Source organism: Micromonospora craniellae, assembly GCF_014764405.1.
Lineage (GTDB): Bacteria > Actinomycetota > Actinomycetes > Mycobacteriales > Micromonosporaceae > Micromonospora > Micromonospora craniellae.
In genome coordinates, this window is record NZ_CP061725.1 from 3877412 (window position 1) to 3897666 (window position 20255).

At 72.6% G+C, this 20255-nt stretch carries 22 protein-coding genes; 14 read left to right on the forward strand and 8 right to left on the reverse strand.

What is annotated here, in order from left to right; genetic code table 11:
- Window positions 1-340: 340 nt before the first annotated feature.
- Window positions 341-994, forward strand: coding sequence for a C39 family peptidase (locus ID554_RS17410; RefSeq protein ID WP_117231085.1), 654 nt, complete (start codon window positions 341-343; stop codon window positions 992-994).
- A gap of 197 nt (window positions 995-1191) precedes the next feature.
- Here the strand turns inward: ID554_RS17410 and ID554_RS17415 are convergent, their stop codons facing one another.
- Window positions 1192-2094: an HhH-GPD family protein gene (locus ID554_RS17415; RefSeq protein WP_117231086.1), complete on the reverse strand. Its 903-nt coding sequence runs from the start codon at window positions 2092-2094 to the stop codon at window positions 1192-1194.
- A 97-nt stretch (window positions 2095-2191) separates the two neighbouring features.
- On the opposite strand from ID554_RS17415, the gene ID554_RS17420 reads away from it, so the two are divergent.
- The 3 genes from ID554_RS17420 to ID554_RS17430 all read left to right on the forward strand — a co-directional run bounded on the left by ID554_RS17420 (window position 2192) and on the right by ID554_RS17430 (window position 4167).
- Window positions 2192-2704: a glycine cleavage system protein R gene (locus ID554_RS17420; protein ID WP_117231073.1), complete on the forward strand. Its 513-nt coding sequence runs from the start codon at window positions 2192-2194 to the stop codon at window positions 2702-2704.
- A gap of 23 nt (window positions 2705-2727) precedes the next feature.
- Entirely contained in the window at window positions 2728-3288 is a 561-nt protein-coding gene (locus ID554_RS17425) for a peptide deformylase (RefSeq protein ID WP_117231087.1), read from the forward strand.
- Window positions 3289-3435: 147 nt separating this feature from the next.
- Entirely contained in the window at window positions 3436-4167 is a 732-nt protein-coding gene (locus ID554_RS17430) for a hypothetical protein (RefSeq protein WP_117231088.1), read from the forward strand.
- Between the two features lie 20 nt (window positions 4168-4187).
- Here ID554_RS17430 and disA read toward each other — a convergent pair whose 3' ends face one another.
- From disA to ID554_RS17450, 4 genes are all read right to left on the reverse strand, one after another.
- On the reverse strand, window positions 4188-5366 hold the full coding sequence (disA, locus tag ID554_RS17435; protein ID WP_117231074.1) for a DNA integrity scanning diadenylate cyclase DisA: 1179 nt from the start codon (window positions 5364-5366) through the stop codon (window positions 4188-4190).
- Window positions 5367-5462: 96 nt separating this feature from the next.
- A complete protein-coding gene (radA, locus tag ID554_RS17440; RefSeq protein ID WP_117231075.1) occupies window positions 5463-6914 on the reverse strand; it encodes a DNA repair protein RadA in 1452 nt (483 codons plus the stop codon).
- A gap of 90 nt (window positions 6915-7004) precedes the next feature.
- The gene (locus tag ID554_RS17445) at window positions 7005-7721 is read right to left on the reverse strand and encodes a hypothetical protein (RefSeq protein WP_117231076.1); all 717 of its coding nucleotides are present in this window, start codon (window positions 7719-7721) and stop codon (window positions 7005-7007) included.
- 140 nt (window positions 7722-7861) lie between these two features.
- Window positions 7862-8737, reverse strand: a complete 876-nt coding sequence (locus tag ID554_RS17450) for a UbiA family prenyltransferase (protein ID WP_396888378.1) — start codon at window positions 8735-8737, stop codon at window positions 7862-7864.
- 9 nt (window positions 8738-8746) lie between these two features.
- Here ID554_RS17450 and ID554_RS17455 point away from each other — a divergent pair, with 9 nt between their 5' ends.
- The 5 genes from ID554_RS17455 to ID554_RS17475 all read left to right on the forward strand — a co-directional run bounded on the left by ID554_RS17455 (window position 8747) and on the right by ID554_RS17475 (window position 13201).
- Window positions 8747-9484 (forward strand): methyltransferase domain-containing protein, encoded by a 738-nt coding sequence (locus ID554_RS17455; RefSeq protein ID WP_117231078.1) that lies wholly within the window; start codon window positions 8747-8749, stop codon window positions 9482-9484.
- A 112-nt stretch (window positions 9485-9596) separates the two neighbouring features.
- Window positions 9597-10760, forward strand: coding sequence for an acyl-CoA dehydrogenase family protein (locus ID554_RS17460; RefSeq protein ID WP_117231079.1), 1164 nt, complete (start codon window positions 9597-9599; stop codon window positions 10758-10760).
- Window positions 10735-11844, forward strand: coding sequence for a type III polyketide synthase (locus ID554_RS17465; RefSeq protein ID WP_325051154.1), 1110 nt, complete (start codon window positions 10735-10737; stop codon window positions 11842-11844). The genes ID554_RS17460 and ID554_RS17465 overlap by 26 nt, the downstream gene beginning before the upstream one ends.
- Window positions 11837-12475, forward strand: a complete 639-nt coding sequence (locus ID554_RS17470) for a hypothetical protein (RefSeq protein WP_147333609.1) — start codon at window positions 11837-11839, stop codon at window positions 12473-12475. The genes ID554_RS17465 and ID554_RS17470 overlap by 8 nt, the downstream gene beginning before the upstream one ends.
- Before the next feature lie 27 nt (window positions 12476-12502).
- A complete protein-coding gene (locus tag ID554_RS17475; RefSeq protein ID WP_117231082.1) occupies window positions 12503-13201 on the forward strand; it encodes a hypothetical protein in 699 nt (232 codons plus the stop codon).
- On the opposite strand, the gene ID554_RS17480 is transcribed toward ID554_RS17475, so the two are convergent.
- Window positions 13168-13743, reverse strand: coding sequence for a hypothetical protein (locus ID554_RS17480; RefSeq protein WP_191088567.1), 576 nt, complete (start codon window positions 13741-13743; stop codon window positions 13168-13170). The two genes, ID554_RS17475 and ID554_RS17480, sit on opposite strands and share 34 nt — an antisense overlap.
- Window positions 13744-14137: 394 nt before the next feature.
- Between ID554_RS17480 and ID554_RS17485 the strand changes: the two genes are divergently transcribed.
- The 3 genes from ID554_RS17485 to ispF are packed head-to-tail and all read left to right on the forward strand — an operon-like array spanning window position 14138 to window position 15871.
- Complete coding sequence (locus ID554_RS17485) at window positions 14138-14623, forward strand: CarD family transcriptional regulator (RefSeq protein ID WP_007073334.1); 486 nt, start codon at window positions 14138-14140, stop codon at window positions 14621-14623.
- 56 nt (window positions 14624-14679) lie between these two features.
- Window positions 14680-15375 carry a 2-C-methyl-D-erythritol 4-phosphate cytidylyltransferase gene (gene ispD / locus ID554_RS17490; RefSeq protein ID WP_117231083.1) on the forward strand — a complete coding sequence of 232 codons (696 nt, stop codon included), beginning with the start codon at window positions 14680-14682 and terminating at the stop codon, window positions 15373-15375.
- 16 nt (window positions 15376-15391) lie between these two features.
- Complete coding sequence (ispF, locus tag ID554_RS17495; RefSeq protein WP_117231084.1) at window positions 15392-15871, forward strand: 2-C-methyl-D-erythritol 2,4-cyclodiphosphate synthase; 480 nt, start codon at window positions 15392-15394, stop codon at window positions 15869-15871.
- Between the two features lie 21 nt (window positions 15872-15892).
- Here ispF and ID554_RS17500 read toward each other — a convergent pair whose 3' ends face one another.
- Window positions 15893-16786: an IS982 family transposase gene (locus tag ID554_RS17500; protein WP_191088568.1), complete on the reverse strand. Its 894-nt coding sequence runs from the start codon at window positions 16784-16786 to the stop codon at window positions 15893-15895.
- A gap of 77 nt (window positions 16787-16863) precedes the next feature.
- Here ID554_RS17500 and ID554_RS17505 point away from each other — a divergent pair, with 77 nt between their 5' ends.
- Window positions 16864-18102 carry a tetratricopeptide repeat protein gene (locus ID554_RS17505; RefSeq protein ID WP_117229047.1) on the forward strand — a complete coding sequence of 413 codons (1239 nt, stop codon included), beginning with the start codon at window positions 16864-16866 and terminating at the stop codon, window positions 18100-18102.
- A 19-nt stretch (window positions 18103-18121) separates the two neighbouring features.
- Here the strand turns inward: ID554_RS17505 and ID554_RS17510 are convergent, their stop codons facing one another.
- Window positions 18122-19288, reverse strand: coding sequence for a homogentisate 1,2-dioxygenase (locus ID554_RS17510; protein WP_117229048.1), 1167 nt, complete (start codon window positions 19286-19288; stop codon window positions 18122-18124).
- Window positions 19289-19367: 79 nt separating this feature from the next.
- Between ID554_RS17510 and ID554_RS17515 the strand changes: the two genes are divergently transcribed.
- Window positions 19368-20234 (forward strand): hypothetical protein, encoded by an 867-nt coding sequence (locus ID554_RS17515; RefSeq protein WP_117229049.1) that lies wholly within the window; start codon window positions 19368-19370, stop codon window positions 20232-20234.
- Window positions 20235-20255: the final 21 nt, after the last annotated feature.

Here is a 20255-nt window from a genome sequence, read left to right on the forward strand (position 1 = left end):
TCTGGTCGGTTTGGTCGCACCCGGTCGTATTCCACAGCTTGCGGGTGCCCAGGATGAGCCCCGTCACCGACCGGCTGGGCATGGGCCGGTGCTCCGAGCGGTTCTGTCAGGGGCACTCGCGGCGGCTCCCGTGCGCAGCCGGCGTCGGCGGCCCCGCTTGCCCCGTAGGGCAGCTCGCGTACGCCCGGTAAGCCCGGAATGTGTGGCCTACCCGAGCCGTTGCACCCATGGCAGGGCACCCCACCGATCGTGGTGCCACCCGCTCGTTCCTTCCGATGCGGTATCCGCACCCTCCCTGTACGTCCGGGTGTCGTGTCGATCCCCCGAGCTGGAAGGCATGATCATGACGACGTTGATGCGTAAGGCCGCCCTGACCGCCGCCGGTGCCGTCTGCGCCGGTGGAATGATCAGCGGGCCGATGGCCGCGATGGCGGCGACGAACAGCAGCGATGTCCTGTCCACCGTGACGGAGCGCGGCCAGGGCAAGGGCGAGCGGCAGCTGAAGGTCCGCTACCAGGCCCAGCCGAACTTCTACTACTGCGGCCCGGCGGCCGTGCGGAACGCCCTCAGCGTGATGGACAAGGACGTCTCCCAGGACGACCTGGCCCGCGAGATGGGCACCACCGAGCGGGGCACCGACTCGGCGTTCGTGATCACCAAGGCGCTCAACAACAAGGCCGGTAAGGACGTCTACCGCACCGTGGAGATCCCCGGCCAGGTCGCCGACGAGGCCGAGACCGAGCGGTTGCGTGCCGACATCGTCCGTACGGTCGACGACGGCCGGAGCGTGGTGGCCAACGTCTTCGGCACCGCGGTCGACACCGGCGGGGGCAGCCACTCGTTCCAGGGCGGCCACTACATCTCGGTGACCGGTTATCGCGACGGCGGTGCCCAGGTGAAGGTCGCCGACTCGGCGGATCCCGCCAAGGCCGAGTACTGGATGGAGACCGACGCGCTGGCGGACTGGATCGCCACCCGCGGCTACTCCGCCTGACCGGGCACCGCCGCCAGCCGGCACCTCGTCGGGCCGGCGCGGTACCGATCAGCTCCCAGAGGGAGCAGGGCGGGATCCGCGCGACAGGCAGTACCGAGCTGGCCGGCTTCCCATGCGGGGAGCCGGCCAGCTCGCCTGTCCGGCCCCGGATCAGGTCCGGCCCAGGAGGTCCGATCCTGGGATCAAGTCGATGGGAATCAGGTCGGCACCGGGGCCGGAGGGCCGTCGCCGATCAGGCGGAACGCGTTCTCGCCGACCGGCTCGACCAATCCGTCGGTCACCAGCCCGGCCAGCGCCCGGGCCCGCTGCACGTCGTCCGACCAGACCTGGTCCAGCCGCTGGTGCGGCACCGGGCCGGTCGCCTCGCGCAGCACCCCGAGCAGCAGACCGCGTACCTGGCGGTCGGTGCCGGCGTAGCGCTGCGGACGGCGGGTCGGGCCGTCCGGGGCGACCTGGCCCGACGCCCGCCACGCACAGGTCGCCTCGACCGGGCAGACGCCGCAGCGGGGCGAGCGGGCGGTGCAGACCACCGCACCCAGTTCCATGAAGGCGGCGCTGGCCAGGGCAGCGGAGGCCGGTTCGACCGGCAGCAGTTCCTCGGTGGCGACCAGGTCCGCCGGTCGGGTCGCCGGGCCGGCGTCCGGCTCCCCGGCGATCGCCCGGCAGACCACCCGCCGCACGTTGGTGTCGACCACCGGATGTCGCTGCCCGTACGCGAAGGCCGCCACCGCCCGCGCCGTGTACGTGCCGACCCCGGGCAGGGCGAGCAGCTGCTCCAGGTGATCCGGCACCTGACCGCCGTGCCGCTCCACCACGGCGACCGCGCACTCCCGTAGCCGGAGCGCCCGGCGGGGGTAGCCGAGCCGCCCCCACATCCGGATCGCCTCGGCCGGGGTGTCCTGCGCCAGTGCCGCCGGAGTGGGCCAGCGGGCCAGCCACGCCTGCCAGGCGGGCAGCACCCGGACCACCGGGGTCTGCTGGAGCATGACCTCGCTGACCAGGATGGCCCACGGGCTGACGTCGGGGTGGCGCCACGGCAGGTCCCGCGCGTTGCGCTCGTACCACCGGCTCACCAGGCCGGCGAAAGTGGGTTCTGTCATCGCGTCGCCGATCATGCCACGGGCGGGGAATTCCGCCGACTGGACGGTCTGGGCGGGCCGCGACCGTCGGCGCAGGTGGATCGGGGAGAATGCCCGGATGAACGAGCTCGCGATCACCGTCATCGGCCGGGACCGACCCGGCATCGTGGCCGACGTCGCCGAGGTGCTGGCCCGACTCGGGGCGAACCTCACCGACAGCACCATGACCCGGCTGCGCGGACACTTCGCGATGACCCTGATCTGTGTGGGGCCGTCCGCCGCCGAGGTGGAGGCCGCGTTGGCCACGCTGACCGCCGACGGTCAACTGCTGGCGACCGTACGCGAGGTGACGCCCGACGGCGAGACGGCTCCGGCGGGCGAGCCGTACGTGATGGCGGTGCACGGGGCGGACCGGATGGGCATCGTGGCTGCGATGACGCGGGTGTTGACCGAGGCCGGCGGCAACGTCACCGACCTGAGCACCCGGCTGGTGGGGTCGCTCTACGTGGTGGTGGCCGAGGTCGAACTGCCGCCGGGTGCGGCCGAACCGCTCGCGGTCCGGCTGACTGAAGCCGCCGCGAATCTCGGCGTCGACGTCACTCTCCGTCCAGCCGAACCGGATCTGCTGTGAGCGGCGACGCGGGTACGCCGGACCTGGCCGCCGAGGCGTACGCCGGGTTGGGGGCATGGACGCCGGAGGCCCTGGGCGCCGGCGCGGTGCTGCCGGTGGTCTCCGCCCCGCACACGGTGCTCAGTCGAGCCGGCGCGGAGGTCGACCCGACCGATGAGGAGACCGTCCGGCTGGCGGCCGACCTGATCGCCACCATGCGCGTCTCGCCCGGCTGTGTCGGCCTGGCCGCGCCGCAGGTGGGGGTGGGTGCGCACGTCTTCGCGGTCAACGTGACGGGGCATCCCAAGGCGGTCACGGTGCACGGCACGTTCGCGCTCTGCAACGCCCGGGTCGTCGAGGCGACCCGGTGGAAGGCGGGCCGGGAAGGGTGCATGTCGGTGCCGGACCTGACCGGTGACGTCAAGCGCGCGAGCCGGCTCGTGGTCGAGGGGGCGCTGCCGGGCAGCGGCGAGCTGGTACGCCTGGTCACCGACGGGTTCGAGGCGCGAGCCCTGCAACACGAGATCGACCACTGCGCCGGGTTGTTGTTCCTGGACCGGGTGGCGGGCGCGCACGCGATCTACCAACGCAAGGTGTATCTCTGACCGAGGGCGAGTCGACACTGTGAGTGACGGATTGGTGCCGTCGACGCCCCGCACCGTCGTGAATGGAGGGTGTGTTCCGATGGGTCGTGTCGAATCCGGCGCGTCGCTACCGTCCGTCGTGTGCGCCGCCGCTACGGTGGGGGCATCATGCGTCTGACGGTCGGCCCCCTGTCTCCCGCGGTGTACTGGCGGCGTCGTGCCGTCGTGCTCGGCGCGGTCCTGCTCCTGCTGGTTGTCGTGCTCTACTCCTGTAACGGGCAGAGCGGCGAACCCGGCGCGACCGGCGACGGTCAGCCCGATACCGGTGCGTCGACCGGTACGCCGGGGCCGACCGGGTCGGTGTTGACCCCGGAGACCGGCTCGCCCCCGTCGGGCGACGCCGGGGCGGGTCCGTCCTCCCCGTCGGGCGACCCGGCGACCAGCCCGTCGACCGAGCCGTCGCTCAGCAACGACCCGCCGGTCAACAACACGTCGACCGACGACGGCTCCTGCACCGACAACGAGATCGTGGTGACCGCCCAGGCCCTGCCCGGCGAGGTGGTACGTGGTGCCGCCGTCGACCTGCACCTCAAGATCCGTAACCGGTCGGAGCGGACGTGCAGTCGGGACGTCGGTGCGGACGCGCAGGAGATCTTCATCAAGTCCGGCGCCGAGAAGATCTGGTCCTCGGACACCTGCGGCACCGCCTCCGGGTCGGACACGCAGTCCTTCACGCCGGGCTTCGAGCGCTCCTACCAGGTCGGCTGGAACGGCAAGGACAGCAGCCGGTGTGCTGAGGGAGTGGCGAACGGCCCGGTCGTGCAGGCCGGGACGTACGAGATCTTTGCGCGGGTGGGCACCCGGCTGAGTCAGCCTGCCAAGCTCCGGCTGACCGGCTGACCGGCTGACCGGGCCGCAGGTCAGACGTAGCGTTCCAGGATGGACGCCTCGGCGAGCCGGGAGAGCCCTTCACGTACGCCCCGGGCCCGCGCGTCACCGACGCCCTCGACGGCCTGTAGGTCCTCGACCGTCGCGCCGAGCAGCCGTTGAAGGCTGCCGAAGTGCAGCACCAGCCGGTCCACCACCGCTGTCGGCAGCCGGGGCACCTTGGCCAGCAGCCGGAAGCCGCGCGGGCTGACCGCCGCCTCCAGCGCGTCGGACGCGGCCGGGTAACCGATCGCCTTGGCGACCGACACCAGGTCGATCAGCTCGGTGGCGCTGAGCAGGTCCAGCTCGACCAGGGCCTCGTCGAGGGTGCGGGGCTTGCGGCCGATGGGCAGGTAGTCCCGGATGACCAGGGTGCGGTCGGCGTCCACGCCGGCCATCAGCTCGTCCAGTTGCAGGGCGAGCAGCCGGCCGTCGGTGCCCAACTCGACCACGTAGCCGGCGATCTCGTCGGCGATCCGGCGGACCATCTCCAGCCGCTGCACCACGGCCACCGCGTCCCGGACGGTGACCAGGTCCTCGATCTCCAGGGCGGAGAGGGTGCCGGAGACCTCGTCCAGCCGGAGCTTGTAGCGCTCCAGGGTGGCCAGCGCCTGGTTGGCGCGGGACAGGATGGCCGCCGAGTCGTCGAGCACGTGCCGCTGGCCGTTGACGTAGAGGCTGATGATCCGCATCGACTGGCTGACCGAGATCACCGGGTAACCGGTCTGCCGGGCGACACGCTCTGCGGTGCGGTGCCGGGTGCCCGACTCCTCGGTCGGGATGGTCGGGTCGGGCATCAGGTGCACCGCGGCCCGGACGATCCGGGTGCCGTCGCTGGAGAGCACCACCGCGCCGTCCATCTTGCACAGTTCACGGACCCGGGTGGCGGAGAACTCGACGTCCAGCGGGAAACCCCCGGTGCACAGACCTTCGACCACCTTGTCGTACCCGAGGACGATCAGTGCGCCGGTGCGACCGCGCAGGATGCGCTCCAGGCCGTCGCGGAGCGCGGTGCCCGGTGCCATCAGCGCCAGATTCGCGCGCAGCGGGTCGCCGGCGCTGCCGCCCCCGGTCACGCTGACGCTGATCGGACGGGCGGGCGAGCCCACGGCGCCGGTGCGGGCGTGGGGTGTCGCGCCGGCAGGCTTGGTGGTTTCGCGGTCGATCGGCACGGGCACAGTCTACGGACTGCCCTGCGGTGGGTGCTCTCGCGGTTACTGGGATGTGTCATGATTCGGCCCGTCCGTCCCGTCCGCCGGAGACGCGGCTCACTCCGCCGACGCCCGCGCTGCGGCCTGCAACGCCGTCCGGACGTCGGCGACCTCCACCACCCGCATCTGCTCGGGACCGGCACCGGTGCTCGCAGGGCCACAGCCGGGCGGCACCAGGGCCAGCCGGAACCCGAGCCGGGCCGCCTCGGACAGTCTGCGCGGCACGGCTCCCACCCGGCGTACCTCGCCGGTCAGGCCGACCTCGCCGATCGCCACCAGGTGCGGCGCGATCGCCAGGTTCAGGCCGCCGGAGGCGACCGCGAGGGCGACCGCCAGGTCCGCCGAAGGCTCCACCACCCGGATGCCACCGACGGTGGCCGCGAAGACCTCCCGGTCGTGCAGGGTGAGTCGCTCGGTGCGGCGCTGGAGCACCGCCAGCACCATCGCCAGCCGGGCCGAGTCCAGCCCGGAGACGGTACGCCGGGGGGAACCGGCCACTGTGGCACCGATCAGCGCCTGCACCTCGGTCACCAGTGCCCGTCGTCCTTCCATCGCCACGGTCACGCAGGTGCCCGGCACCGGCTCGCTGTAGCGGGTGAGGAACAGCCCGGACGGGTCGGCCAGGCTGCTGATGCCGCCCTCGTGCATCTCGAAGCAGCCCACCTCGTCGGCGGCGCCGAACCGGTTCTTGACGCCGCGCACCATCCGCAGCGAGGAGTGCTTGTCGCCCTCGAAGTGCAGCACCACGTCGACCAGGTGTTCCAGCACCCGGGGACCGGCCACCTGGCCGTCCTTGGTCACGTGACCCACCAGCACGGTGGCGATGCCGCGCTCCTTGGCGACCGCCACCAGGGCGGCGGTGACCGCCCGCACCTGCGTCACTCCACCCGGCACGCCCTCGGTGCCGGTGGTGGAGATGGTCTGCACCGAGTCGAGCACCAGCAGGCCGGGCTTGACCGCGTCGAGGTGACCGAGCACGGCCGCGAGGTCGCTCTCGGCGGCCAGATAGAGCTGGTCGTGCAGGGTGCCCATGCGTTCGGCCCGCAGCCGCACCTGGCTGACCGACTCCTCGCCGCTGACCACCAGCGAGGGGCTGCCCGCTCCGGCCGCCCACTGCTGGGCCACGTCGAGCAGCAGGGTGGACTTGCCGACTCCCGGCTCACCGGCGAGCAGCACCACCGCCCCGGGCACCAACCCGCCGCCGAGCACCCGGTCCAGCTCGCTGACGCCGGTGGGCCGGGCGCGGGCCGGTGCGGCACTGATGGTGGCGATCGGACGGGCCGGCTCGGCGGGCATCCGGGAGCTGACCACGCGCCCGGAGACGGTCGGACCGGTGACGGTGCACTCGACCACCGAGCCCCATTCGCCGCACTCGGGGCAGCGCCCCACCCACTTGGGCGGCTGGTGCCCGCAGGCGTCGCACTCGTACGCGGGACGGGGCTCGCGGGCGGCGGCCCTGCCCCGCCCGCCACCTGCTCCTCGGGCCGGGGTCGATCGGGAGATACTCACCCGAGGGACGCTAACCCCCCGGTACGACGACGGCACCCCCGGCATGCGCGTACCACGTCGGGGGTGCCGTCGGAAACTCCGGAGGTCGGGTCAGTGGCCGTCGAAGCCGGTGTGCCGCTCGATGATCGGCGACGGCGGCGGGGCCGGGCTGAGCGGCACGGAGACCGGCGCGGGGCTGGTGATCGTGTTGCCGTCACCGAAGTCGAAGGTGACCGTGATGTTCTGACCCGCGAGCAGTGCCGAGTTCAGCCCGAGGAGCTGGAGGACCTGCTCGCCCTCGGTGTTGAGCTGCACGTAGCTCAGCGGCGGAATCTCGATCCGGGCCGGGCCGCCGGCCGGCGACTCGGTCGGCTCGGGCGACGGGGTCTCGTCCGGCGACGGCGAGTCGTCCGGGGAGGGGGTGCCCTCGGGGGACTGGTCGGGCGACGGGGAGCCGGTGGGCGAGGGCGAGGCGGTGGGCGAGGGGCTGGTCGCCGCCTGCACCGTGGTGAGCACCACCTCGCGGGCGTCGGACGAGGTGACGGTCACGGTGACCGGGTCGGGCGAGTCGTTGTAGAAGAGCGCGTTCAGGATCGCGTCGTCGCCGGCCCGGTAGCCCTCCACACCGGGGTAGGCGATCAGCACGCTGCGCACGCCGTACCGGCCGTCCTCGGCCTGGAGGTCGACGCCCTGGATCGACGGGACCTTGTTCGCCGTCTCGGAGATCTGACCGGCGCCGCATCCCGACAGCAGCAGCATCCCGGCTGCCGCCGCGATCCCGGGCAGCAGTACGGCAGCCCGCCGGGAACCCCTGATCGAGCGCGTCACGTCGGTCCTCCTCGTCACGATCACACCCGGCGACGTCGCCGGAACCGCTGGCCATGCCCGCGCAGACCGCTTCCCAGCGTAGTTGGAGCTGATCGTGGCCCGCACGGCGACCCGGTGCTGCCACCTGCCGGGGGAGGTGGTCAGACCAGTCGACCGCTCGTGACCAGCAGGACGACATCGATCAGAGCCACCAGCATGACCGCCCGGAAGGCGGCCACCGATCGGGCGCCGGGCCGATCGGCGGTGCGTCCGGCGTACCAGGCGAGAACGAGGATGATCACGGCGGCGACGACCGCCGCGAGGCCCAGGCCGGACGGCGGGCCGGGCGGCCCCAGCACCAGGGTGACCGTCGCCGCGACGAGCAGCCCGACGGCGGCCGCCCGGCTGCCCGCCGGACCCAGGCGGTGCGGCAGGCCGCGCACCCCGGTCCGGGCATCGTCGGCGAAATCGGGCAGCACGTTGGCGAAGTGCGCGCCGGCACCGAGCAGGGCCGCGGCGGCGACCAGCCACACCGGCGGCGTCGGCGCGCCGGGCAGCGCCAGCACCACGAAGGCGGGTAGCGTGCCGAAGGAGACCGCGTACGGCAGCACCGAGACCGGGGTCCACTTGAGCGGCCAGTCGTACAGCAGTGCCGAGACCAGCGCGACGGTGGCGCAGAGCGCCGCGACCGGGTTCGTGGTCAGGGCCAGCGCCACGGTGGTGGCGGCGGCCAGCACCGCGGCCACCGCGACGACCCGCCGGCTGACCGCCCCGGCGGCCACCGGCTTGTCGGTACGCCCCACTGCGGCGTCCCGGTCGGCGTCGAGCGCGTCGTTGGTCCACCCCACCGCGAACTGGCTCGCCGCCACGGTGAGGACCACCACGGCGGTCCCGCCGGGCGGATGCCCGACCCCGGCCGCGAGTAGACCGGCCACTGTGGTGACGGCGGCCGTCGGTTCCGGATGGCTCGCTCTGACCAGCCCTAACACCGTGGACGACATAACGGAAGTCTGGTCGTTACCCGCTGGTCGTGCCACGCTCGGTGAATGCGTGATGCCGGCTTGAGCCTGCCCCGCAACGACCCTCGCCAGTACGACGACCTGGCCGACGAATGGTGGCGACCGGACGGCGCGTTCGCGATGCTGCACTGGCTGGCCGAGGCGCGGGCGGCCCTGGTGCCACCTGCGGCGCGGCCCGACGCACTCCTGGTCGACCTCGGTTGCGGCGCCGGTCTGCTCGCCCCGCACCTGGCCGGCAAGGGCTACCGCCACGTGGGGGTGGACCTGACCCGTTCCGCGCTGGCCCAGGCCGCCGCGCACGGCGTGACGGTGGTCAACGGCGACGCCACCGCAGTGCCTCTCGCCGGCGGCTGCGCCGACGTGGTGGCCGCCGGTGAGCTGCTGGAACACGTACCCGACTGGCGGGCTGTGGTGGCGCAGGCGTGCCGCCTGCTGCGCCCCGGCGGGCTGCTGGTGCTGGACACGCTCAACGACACCGCGCTGTGTCGGCTGGTCGCGGTACGCATCGCCGAGCGGCTGCCGACCGTGCCGCGCGGCATCCACGACCCGCGGTTGTTCGTGGACCACCGCGAGCTGGTGGCCGAGTGCGCCCGACACGGCGTCGACCTGCGGATCCGGGGCGTCCGTCCGGGTGCGCCGGGCCTGCTTCGCTGGCTGTTCCGGCAGGTACGCGGCGCCCCGACGCCGTCCGGTCAGGAACCGCGGATCGTGCCGACCGGGTCGCCGGCCGTGCTCTACCAGGGACGCGGGGTACGCGGCGGGTAGCCGTTCCGGGCGGGGGTAAGGGAAGCCGAGAAGGGGGTTCCATGAGCGAGCGAGTCGTCAGGCTCAGTGCGTGGGTGTCTCATGACGGCACGCAGCGCAGCGGAGTGCGGGCATGAGCGAGGCGTGGGACGCCGCGCGGAGGCTGGCGCCCCGGCTGGCGGCCCGGGCGGCCGAGCACGACCGGGACGGTTCGTTCCCGGTCGACGACTTCGCCGATCTCGGTGCGGCCGGGCTGTTCGGGCTGATGGTCCCCGCCGAGCTGGGCGGCACCGGGGCGACGTTCGCCGGGTACGCGGCCGTCGCCACCGAGCTGGCCCGGGGCAACGGTGCCACCGCGCTGGTGTTCAACATGCACGCCTCGGTCACCGGCGCCCTGGGCGCGGTCACCGAGGAACTGGCCGAGGCGCTGGGCGTACCGGAGGAGGCGCTCGCCGCCCGCGACCGGTTGCTGCGGGCGGCGGCCGAGGGGGCGTGGTACGCGGTCGCGATGAGCGAGCGCGGCGCCGGTGCCCGGCTGTCCCAGCTCGCCACGGTCTACGAGCCGGTCGACGGCGGCTGGCGGATCAAGGGCAGCAAGACCTTCTGCTCGGGGGCCGGTCACGCCGACGGTTACCTGGTGGCGGCCCGTAGCGCGGCCGACCCGTCGGTGGTCTCGCAGTTCCTGGTTCCGGCCGGCGACGGCCTGACCGTCGAGCCGACCTGGGACGCGCTCGGCATGCGCGCGACCTCCTCGCACGACCTGCACCTGGACGTCACCGTGCCGGCCGATCGGTTGCTCGGCGGGGTGGAGGGCCTGGCCCTGGTGGTCGCCCAGCTCATGCCGCACTGGCTGGTGGCCAGCTACGCCGCCGTCTACGTCGGGGTGGCGCAGGCGTCGATCGACGCGGCGGCGGAACACCTGAACGCTCGGGGTCTGACGCATCTGCCAGCGGTCCGCGCCCGGCTGGGACGGGCCGACGCCGTGGTGGCGGCGGCGCAGCTCGCGGTCTCGGAGGCGGCCCGCCGGGTGGACGAGGCGCCGGGCGACGCCGAGACGAATCGCTGGGTGTGGCGGGCCAAGCTGCTGGCCGGTACGACGGCTGCGGAGGTGGCCGCGTCCATGCTGGAGGCGGCCGGCACCTCGGCCACCCGGCGGGGTCATCCGTTGGAGCGCCTCTACCGGGACGCGCGCTGCGGGTCGCTGCACCCGGCCACCTCCGACGTCTGCGCCGACTGGCTGGGCATCGCCGCGCTCGGCGGCGACCCGGACCGTGACGGGTCGGCTCCTCGTTGGTGAGCGTGGGGAAGCCGAGCGAGCGGAGGGTGAGACGGTGACCGTACCGGTGATCGCGGGTGTGGGTACGGCTCATCCGCCCTCCGCCGACCAGCAGGAACTCTGGGAAAGGTTCTTCTCCCGGCACTACTCCGGCGCCACCCGTGCCCTCGCCGAACGGATCTTCGCGAACTCGGGGGTGACCCGTCGGCAGGCGGCGGTGAGCCCGCTGATCGAGGACGTCTCGGACTGGCCGACCGAGCGGCGGATGCGCCGCTACCAGGTGGAGGCGCTGCCGCTGGGCAAGGAGGCGGTCGGTCGGGCGCTCACCTCGGCGGGGCTGGACGCCGGGGACGTCGGTCTCTTCGTGGTCTGCTCCTGCACCGGGTACGCCACCCCGGGGCTGGACATCCTGCTCGCCCGTGACCTGGGCATGTCCCCGACGACCCAGCGGATGTTCGTCGGCCACATGGGCTGCTACGCGGCCCTGCCCGGGCTGGGGGCGGCGAGCGACTTCGTGGTCTCCCGGGGCCGCCCGGCGCTGCTGCTCTGTGCCGAGCTGACCAGCCTGCACCTGCAACCCTCGTCGGCCCGGGTGGACACCCAGCAGATCGTCTCCCACGCGCTCTTCTCGGACGCCGCGGTCGCCGCCGTGATCGTCCCCGACGGCCGGGGGTACGCGGTGCGTGAGGTCACCTCGGTCACCGACACCTCCACGGCCGATCACATGACGTGGGACGTGACCGATACCGGCTTCCGGATGGGGCTCTCGCCGAAGGTGCCGCAGGTGCTGTCGACCCACGTACGCGGGCTGGTGGAGGATCTGCTGGCCCGGCACGGCGCCATGGTGTCCGGGGTGGACGGCTGGGCGGTGCACCCGGGCGGCCCCCGCATCCTGAACGTGGTGGAGCGCGAACTGGAGCTGCCGCCGACCGGGTTGGCGGCGTCCCGGGCGACGCTGGACGAGCACGGCAACTGCTCGTCCCCGACGGTGCTGCTGATCCTCGACCGTCTACTGCGGGCCGCGCCGTCACCGCGCCGGGTGGTGATGCTCGCCTTCGGACCAGGTCTGACCCTTTACGCGGTTCTGCTGGAACGTCATGTCTGACCGTTCGGGCGGCTACTCTTCAAAGATGTACGTCGATTCGGTGCACCGGCTGCGCGGCGCTCTGCTCGCCGGGATCGGTGCGGTCGCGCTGGTGCTCGGGGGCTGGTGGTGGCAGGCGCAGGAGCCGACGCCGGGTGCCCCGGCGTCGTTCGGATCCGGCGACGGCCTGAGGTCGGCGACGACGTGGCGGATGGAATCCGGTACCAGGACCAGTGTCGTGCTCGACGCACAAACCGGCGCCGTCGTCTCGGCGCCTCCCGACGGCGGGTACGGGCCACCCGGCGGCACGATGGACGCCTCGTCCAGTGCCGACCATCGGAGCCTACGGCGGGAGGAGGTCCGCAATGTGGTCTGGACCGAGCTGACGAAACTGACCGAGGGTGCGTCGGTGGTCCGACAGGCCCCGATCGGGTACGGCGAGACGTTCCGCCTCCGCTTCCGGTGCGTCGGGCCGGGAGACCTGTTGGTGACGGTCGACGGAGCGCGAGCGGCCGATCCGATCACGATCGGCTGCGACGGTGCGGCGGCCATGACGGAGGTCACCGGCACCGGCGGGCCGGTACGCATCTCGTTCTCCACCGCCGGCGCGGAGCCGTTGCAACTGGAGACCCGCCTGATCGCGCCGTCCTGAGCCGTTCGAGCATCTACTCTTTCCGGCATGCGTGATGATTCCGTCCATCGGCTCCGAGGCGCCCTGCTCGCCGGTGTGGGCGTGGTGACGCTCGTCGCCGGTGGCGGATGGTGGCAGGCGACTGCACCAAGCGTCGGCACCGGTGCCCGGTCGGCGTCGGACGGCTCCCCGCAGACGATCGAGTGGCCGGTGGATCCGTTCACCGGTGGTGGAAACCGGCAGAATTCCGGTCCTGCCTCGGTCCGGCCCGGGGCGACGGCGTCGTTCCGGCTGGATGCGGCCACCGGCGCGGTGATCGGGGTGGATCCGGCCGCCGGTTCCTCTCTCGTGCTCGAACCACGCGACGGCACGAGACGCGTGCTGGCCGGGGCCGGGTCCGGCGACGTCAGCGCTCCGGACACCGGAGAGTCGGGCCGGCGGCGAGCGGGCGGCGGCAACGTGGTGTGGTTCGACCGGTCGGCGTTGCGGGCGGGCGAGCCCGTGGTCCGCGCGGCTCGGATCGGCGATGGTGACCAGTTGGCGCTGTTCATCAGGTGCACCGGCTCGGGCGAGGTCAATGTCGCCGTCGACGGTGCCCGGGGGGCGTTCTACCCACACCGGGTCGAGTGCACGGGAGCGGTGTCGACGATCGGGATCACCGGTGCCGGCGGTTGGCTGCGGGTCACGTTCCATCCCGGCGACGCGGCGCAAATTCAGCTGGTGGCGCGTCTGGTCGCCCAGTCCTGAGATCGGTCGTGGCCGCCGACCAGCGGCCGGTGCCGGAAGGGCCGGGTGTCGCGGTGGCGGGGGCGGGCGGCGGCGACGGTGACCACACTCACTCCGGCCGGTGCCGCCGTCGCAGCCTCGGCGACCCGCTCCGGGCAGGCGCACCCGTCGACCAGCAGCACCACGGTCGGCACCAGGCCGCGCAGCGGCACCGGGGCCTGCCCGCCGTCGACCAGGTCCAGTGCGGGCAGTGATCGGCCGGTGGGCCGGACCGGTGCCGGGTCGGGGGTGCTGCTGGTGGTCGGTCCGGGCGAGCGGCCGGCGCGGGGCCAGGTGGCGGCGGCCAGGCCGGCGACGGTCGCCACGACCGCGAGCAGCAGCGCGAGCACGGGCAACGCGGACGGACGCCACCGGCGGGCGTACCCGGCGGCTCGGCCGCGTAGCTCCCGGCGTACCTGTTCGGCCTCGTCCGCGAGCGCGGCGGCATCGTCGGGGACGACCACCCGGCCCCACTCGGGCGGCAGGTCGGGCAACCCGGGACCGTCGGCGTCGGCCTTGCCCATCACCACCTCCTCAGCGCGACCGGCGGTGGAACCGCCCTGTCGCCGGTCGCTCTCGACCGTCGCGGATGTGCATACGCGGGCACCCCTCAAGCGTCTCGTACCAGGCCCGGGTCCCGCTACCGCTGCCCACACTCTTCAACGGCGGGATATCATGGGGCGGGTGGCGTAGGCCCTGACGTGCGATGCCAGTCGTGATCTCCGATGCTCTTTCCCGGGTGACGCCCGGGGGTCATCTGCCGATTACGCAGCGTGGTCAAATCATTGTTTGGGCGGTCTGTCAAGCCGAAGAAATACCTCTCACAGGGCCCCTGAGCTGCGCCAACGGTCAGGACAGCGGTGAGACATCGGTGCCTGAGCGTGTTACCCTAGACACAGCGAAAGGGGTTTCGAACCTATGGTTTTCAGTGTCGGCGAGACCGTTGTTTACCCCCACCACGGGGCCGCACTCATCGAGGCAATCGAGACTCGGGTGATCAAGGGCGAGCCCAAGCAGTACCTCGTCCTGAGGGTCGCGCAGGGTGACCTGACGGTCCGGGTGCCCGCCGAGAACGCCGAGATCGTGGGTGTGCGCGAGGTGGTCGGCGAAGAGGGTCTCGGCAAGGTCTTCGACGTTCTCCGGGCTCCGCACACCGAGGAGCCGACCAACTGGTCGCGGCGTTACAAGGCAAATCTGGAGAAGCTGGCGTCTGGCAACCCGCTGAAGGTGGCCGAGGTCGTGCGTGACCTGTGGCGCCGGGAGCGGGAGCGCGGGCTGTCCGCAGGTGAGAAGCGAATGCTCGCCAAGGCCCGTGACATTCTCGTCGGCGAGGTGGCGCTGGCCGAGAAGAGCACCAAGGACGAGGCGGAGACGCTGCTCGACAAGGTGCTGACCGAGGCATAGTCCGCACAGCATCGTCGTACCCACTTCGTAGCGAAGAAACCATTGAGGACCGCGACGTGACCGCGCAGCTTAATCCGCGCGGTGACGTCGCGGTCCTCGTGCCTGCGGCCGGTGCCGGCGTACGCCTGGGGCCCGGCCGTCCGAAGGCACTACGGCTGCTGGCCGGCGAACCGCTACTGGTGCACGCGGTCCGCCGGCTCGCCGCCGCCACGTCGGTGCACACCGTCGTGGTGGCCGCCCCGGCCGCCGACGTCTCGGCGGTACGCGAACTGCTCGCCCCGGTCGCACCGGTGACGGTGGTGCCGGGCGGGGCGGAACGGCAGGCGTCGGTGGCCGCCGCCCTGGCCGCCGTGCCGGACGGTCCCGAGATCGTCCTGGTGCACGACGCGGCCCGCGCGTTGACCCCGCCGGCGCTGGTGGAGTCGGTGGCCGCCGCAGTCCGGGCCGGCCACGACGCGGTGATCCCCGTGCTGCCCGTGGTCGACACGATCAAGGAGGTCGACGCGGGCGAGGTGGTGCTCGGCACCGTCGACCGGGCCGCGTTACGAGCCGTGCAGACCCCGCAGGGCTTCCGCCGGGCGGTGCTGACCGCCGCGCACGCCTCCGCCGGTGACCCGCTCACCGACGATGCCGGGCTGGTCGAGAAACAGGGTGTACCGGTGTACTGCGTACCCGGCTCGGACCACGCCCTGAAGATCACCCGGCCCTTCGACCTGGCACTGGCCGAGCACCTGCTGTCCGTCGGCGGATAAGGCGTACTCTCGTTTCATGATCGTTCCTCGGGTGGCCATCGGCACTGACGTGCACGCCTTCGAGGCCGGTCGGCCGTGCTGGGTGGCCGGCCTGCACTGGCCCGATCAGGACGGCCTGGCCGGGCACTCGGACGCGGACGTCGCCGCCCACGCCGCCTGCAACGCGTTGCTCTCCGCTGCCGGCCTCGGTGACCTCGGCGCCAACTTCGGGGTGGACCAGCCCGAATGGGCGGGTGCCAGCGGGGTGGCGCTGCTCGCCGAGTCGGCCCGTCGGGTACGCGCCGCCGGTTTCGCCATCGGCAACGTGTCGGTGCAGGTGGTGGGCGTACGCCCGAAGATCGGTCCCCGCCGCGAAGAGGCCCAGCGGGTGCTCTCCGAGGCGGTGGGCGCACCGGTCACCGTCTCCGCCGCCACCACCGACGGCCTGGGCTTCACCGGGCGCGGTGAGGGGCTCGCCGGGATCGCGGTGGCGCTGGTCCACGCGCAGGCGAGCTAGACGAGTTGTTCCGAATTGCGGTCAGTGGTCGTAGGCGATCAGTGACCGGGTGACGGGTGCGCCGGTCTTGTTGTTGTGCCAGATCGCCGCGGTCATGGCGAGGAGGCGTTGGGCGACCCGGACGGCCACACCGTCGAAGGTTCGTCCGCCGTGTTGTTCCAGGTCAAGCTGGCCTTTGAGGGTGTCGTTGACCGACTCGATCAACTGGCGGACCTTCTTGAGCATCGGCTCGCCGTAGCGGGCCTTCTCCTTCTTGCGGGACGGGCGCAGCAGTTCGATGCCCTGCTCGGCCAACTGCCGCTCGAATGGCTTGGAGGCGAATCCCTTGTCGCTGATCAGCAGGATCCTGTCGTGCTCTGCCACCACGCCGGCCTCGACGTCCAGCATCGCGGCGAGGACCTCTCGCTCGCCGATCTTCGGGTTCGCGAGGGCCCACAGGATCGGCATCCCGGTCGGGGTGCAGACCAGGTAGAGCCGGAGTCCCCAGAAGAAGCGGGAATGGGAGGCGCAGTAGCCGTATCCGGCCCAGCCGGCGAGGTCTGAGCGCTGGGCGGTGGGGCGGGACATGCCGCACGGGATGGGGGTGGAGTCGACGATCCAGTGGTGGTCGAACCAGAAGTCACTGTCGCGGGCCAGGTCCCGGATGACCTTTTTGATCAGCGGCAGGGCAGCGCGGAGCCGTTTGTTGTAGCCCGGCCGCTGCGGCAGGTAGGGAAACCAGGGGCGCAGGTGGATACGGGCGTAGCGGATCCAGTGCGCCTCAGAGCGGGCACCGAGCAGGACCTGCGCCACCGCGAGGCATACCAGTTCGGAGTCGGTCAGTAGCGGCGGCCGTCCCCGCCACCGGGGGGTGCGGATGCTGTCGTCGATCTTCACGTACAGTGCGGTCAAGAGGGTATCCAGGTCTTGCGTCACACCATGATCTTGGATGCCCTCTCTTCATGCCCAGACATCGACCCCTGACTTCGGAACTACTCGTCTAGGCTCGCGCGATGTCCGCCGACGTTCCCACCGATCCACCCGCCGCCGACGGCTACCTTGAGCGCGCCACCCTCCTCGCCGAGCTGGGCCGCTACGACGAGGCCGTCGCCGAGCTGGGCTTCGCCCTCTCCCTAGACCCGGCCGCCGCCGAGGTGTCGACGATGCTGGCCCGGGTGCACCTGGCCGCAGGCCGCCCGGCCGAGGCGCTCACCGCCGCCGAGGCCGCCGTGGCCGCCGCGCCGGGACAGCTCCCCCCGCTCGTCGCCCGTGGCCTGGCCCTGGGTGACCTGGAACGGTACGGCGACGCCGCCCGCACTGCGGACGAGATCCTGGCGCTGGGACCGGAGGACGCGTACGCGCAGCGCAGCGGGGCGGCGATCCTGGCCGGCTCCCGCAACGGACAGCCGGCCCTGAACGCGGCCTGGCACGGCGTGGAGCTGGCGCCCGAGGAGCCGCAGGGGCACCTGGTGCTCGGCCTGGTGGCGGCCAACATGCAGATGTACGACCTGGCCGAGCGCGCCTACCGGGAGGCGCTGCGGCTGGACCCGAGGCTGGCCGAGGTGAGCGAGGACGTCGGCGTGCTGCGGTTGGAGCAGCGCCGGTGGAGCGCCACGCTGGAACAGCTCGCGGAGGCGGCGGTGGCGAGCATGCCGCCCGATTCGGGCCGCCGGGACGGGACGCGGACCGACCCGAACCGGTCGGACACCGTCCCGGACGACCTGAGCGGGCTCGACCAGCCCCGGGAGGACCCGCGTCGGGGAGAGACCCCAGACGAGCGGAAACCGGGTCAGGGCGGGCCGAGCGGGCCGACAGCGGGCCAGGGCGGGGACGATCCCTTCGCCGCGCCGGTCGACGCGGGGCCGGTCGGTCCGGTCGCTGACCGCACCGTGCCGGCGGCGCTGCGGCAGTTGGTGGTCTGGGGTGCCGGATGGTCGGTGATCGCCGCCGTGGTGGTCGCCTGCTCGGCGGCCACCGGGCCCGGCTTCTCCCGCCTGATGGCGGTGCTGGCCGCGGCCGGCGGCGGCATCGTGGTGTGGCGGCAGGCGTCGCGGCTGCCCGGCCTGACCCGGACGGTGCTGCCGGTGCTGCGGCGCACCGACCGGACGCTCGCGTTCGCCGTCTACGGGGCCTGCGTGGCGCCCGTGCTGATCCTGCTCTACGCCCTGCTGGGCACCCCGTGGCCGCTGGTGCTGGCGATCGGGGTGGCGATGGCCGCGCAACTCGCGATCGTCACCCGACCGGTCGCCTGACCGGCCGGGCGGGGCCGGGTCAGGGGCGGCGGGCCCAGGTCCAGGCGTACGCGTCGTCCTCGCATTCGCCGGCCGCGTCGCACAGGTCGAGTGGCCGGAAGGTGTCGACCATGACCGCCAGCTCGTCGAAGAAGTCGACGCCGATCGAGCGCTCCGCCGCGCCGGGCTGCGGACCGTGCGTGAAGCCGGACGGGTGCAGCGAGATTGACCCCTGCTCGATGCCGGAGCCGCGCCGGGCCTCGTAGTTGCCGCCGGTGTAGAAGAGCATCTCGTCCGAGTCGACGTTGTGGTGGTGGTACGGCACCGGGATGGCGTCCGGGTGGTAGTCGACCTTGCGCGGGACGAACGAGCAGATCACGAAGTTCGGCCCCTGGAAGTTCTGGTGCACCGGCGGCGGCTGGTGGACCCGGCCGGTGATCGGTTCGAAGTCGTGGATGGAGAACGCCCACGGGTACATGTGCCCGTCCCAGCCGACCACGTCGAACGGGTGGTTGGCATAGACGTGGCGGGTCCATCCGCGACGGTGGCGGACCAGCACGTCCACGTCGGTGCCGTCGACGAGCAGCGGCGCGTCCGGTCCCCGGACGTCGCGCTCGCAGTACGGCGAGTGTTCCAGGAACTGTCCGCGTACGGAGAGGTAGCGCTTGGGCGGGCCGATGTGTCCGGACGCCTCGACGGCGAGCAGCCGGGTCGGCGTGTCGCCGGTGGGCACCAGGCGGTGCACCGTCGACGTCGGAATGATCACGTAGTCGCCGGCGGTCACGTCCAGCGCCCCGAAGGTCGACTCGACCCGTAGCGCCCCGGACTCGACGTAGAGGCAGTGGTCGCCGGTGGCGTCCCGGAACAGCGGGGAGGGCCGGTCGGCCAGCACGTACGCGATCCGGACGTCGTCGTTGGCGAGCAGGTAGCGCCGGCCGAGGACCGGGTCGGCCCCGGTGCCGTCGAGCTTGTGGGTACGCAGGTGCCGGGGCTTGAGCGGCAGGTTGGGTGCCCGGGTCACCGCCGGTGGGGTGAACTCCTGGGCGGCGACGATCGCGGTCGGCGCGTACCGGTGGTAGAGCAGGGACGAGTCGGAGGAGAAGCCCTCCTGGCCCATCAGCTCCTCGGTGTAGAGGCTGCCGTCGGGCTGCCGGAACTGGGTGTGGCGCTTCCGTGGCACGTCGCCGACGCTGCGGTAGTACGGCATCTCGCCTCCCGGTCACCAGAGCGTCCGATAGTCGGACGCTGTTGTCCGCTTCTTAGAGCGTCCCGTACATTCTTGTCTCGTGTCAACGCAGCTGCCCGCACTCGTCGCCGGACTGGTCGACGACGCCGCCGTCTTTCCGCCTGGCAGCGCGTCGCTGCCCGACGCCGTCGCCGCCCACCGGCGGCACCGCGCCTCCTGGTACGCCGACCTCGTCGGCCCGTTGCTGCTGCCGGCCTCGACCGTGACGGCAGGCGAGTTGGACGGCCTGGTCGATCCCGCCGAGGGCCTGGCCATCGGGTTGATCGGCGACACCGGTCTGGACCGCCTGCCCTTCGCGCTGTCGTTCCTGCCTCCGCTCGGGGTGACCGCCCGGCAGGTCGAGGTGCCCGTCGCTCGGCGCGGCGAGGACCCGCAGCCCGGCGTGGCCGAGCTGGTGACGCTCACCGAAGGGCTGGACGGCGTGCCCGTCTACGCGGAGGTCCCCCTGACCTTCGGGCTGATGGGGGCGCTGGACGCCCTGGCCGAGGCGCGGGCCGGTGGGCTGCCGGTCGCCGCGAAGTTCCGTACCGGCGGGCTGGCCGCCGAGCTGTTCCCCACGCCCGCCGAGCTGGCCGCGGTGATCTGCGCCTGCCGGGACCGGCGGCTGCCGTTCAAGCTGACCGCCGGGCTGCACCACGCGGTGCGGCAGGTGGATCCGGAGACCGGCTTCACCCACCACGGCTTCGGCAACCTCCTGGCCGCCACGCTGGCCGCCGCCGACGGTGCCCCGGTGGACGCCGTCGCCGAGCTGCTCACCGTGCGCGACGAGCGACCGCTCATCCAGCGCACCGAGGGGCGGCACGACTCGACGCGTCCGCTCTGGGTGGGCTTCGGCTCGTGCAGCATTACCGAACCACTGACCGACCTGATCCGGCTCGGGCTGGTGAACGGAGGATCCGAGGCATGAGCGAGTGGGCACAGTGGAACG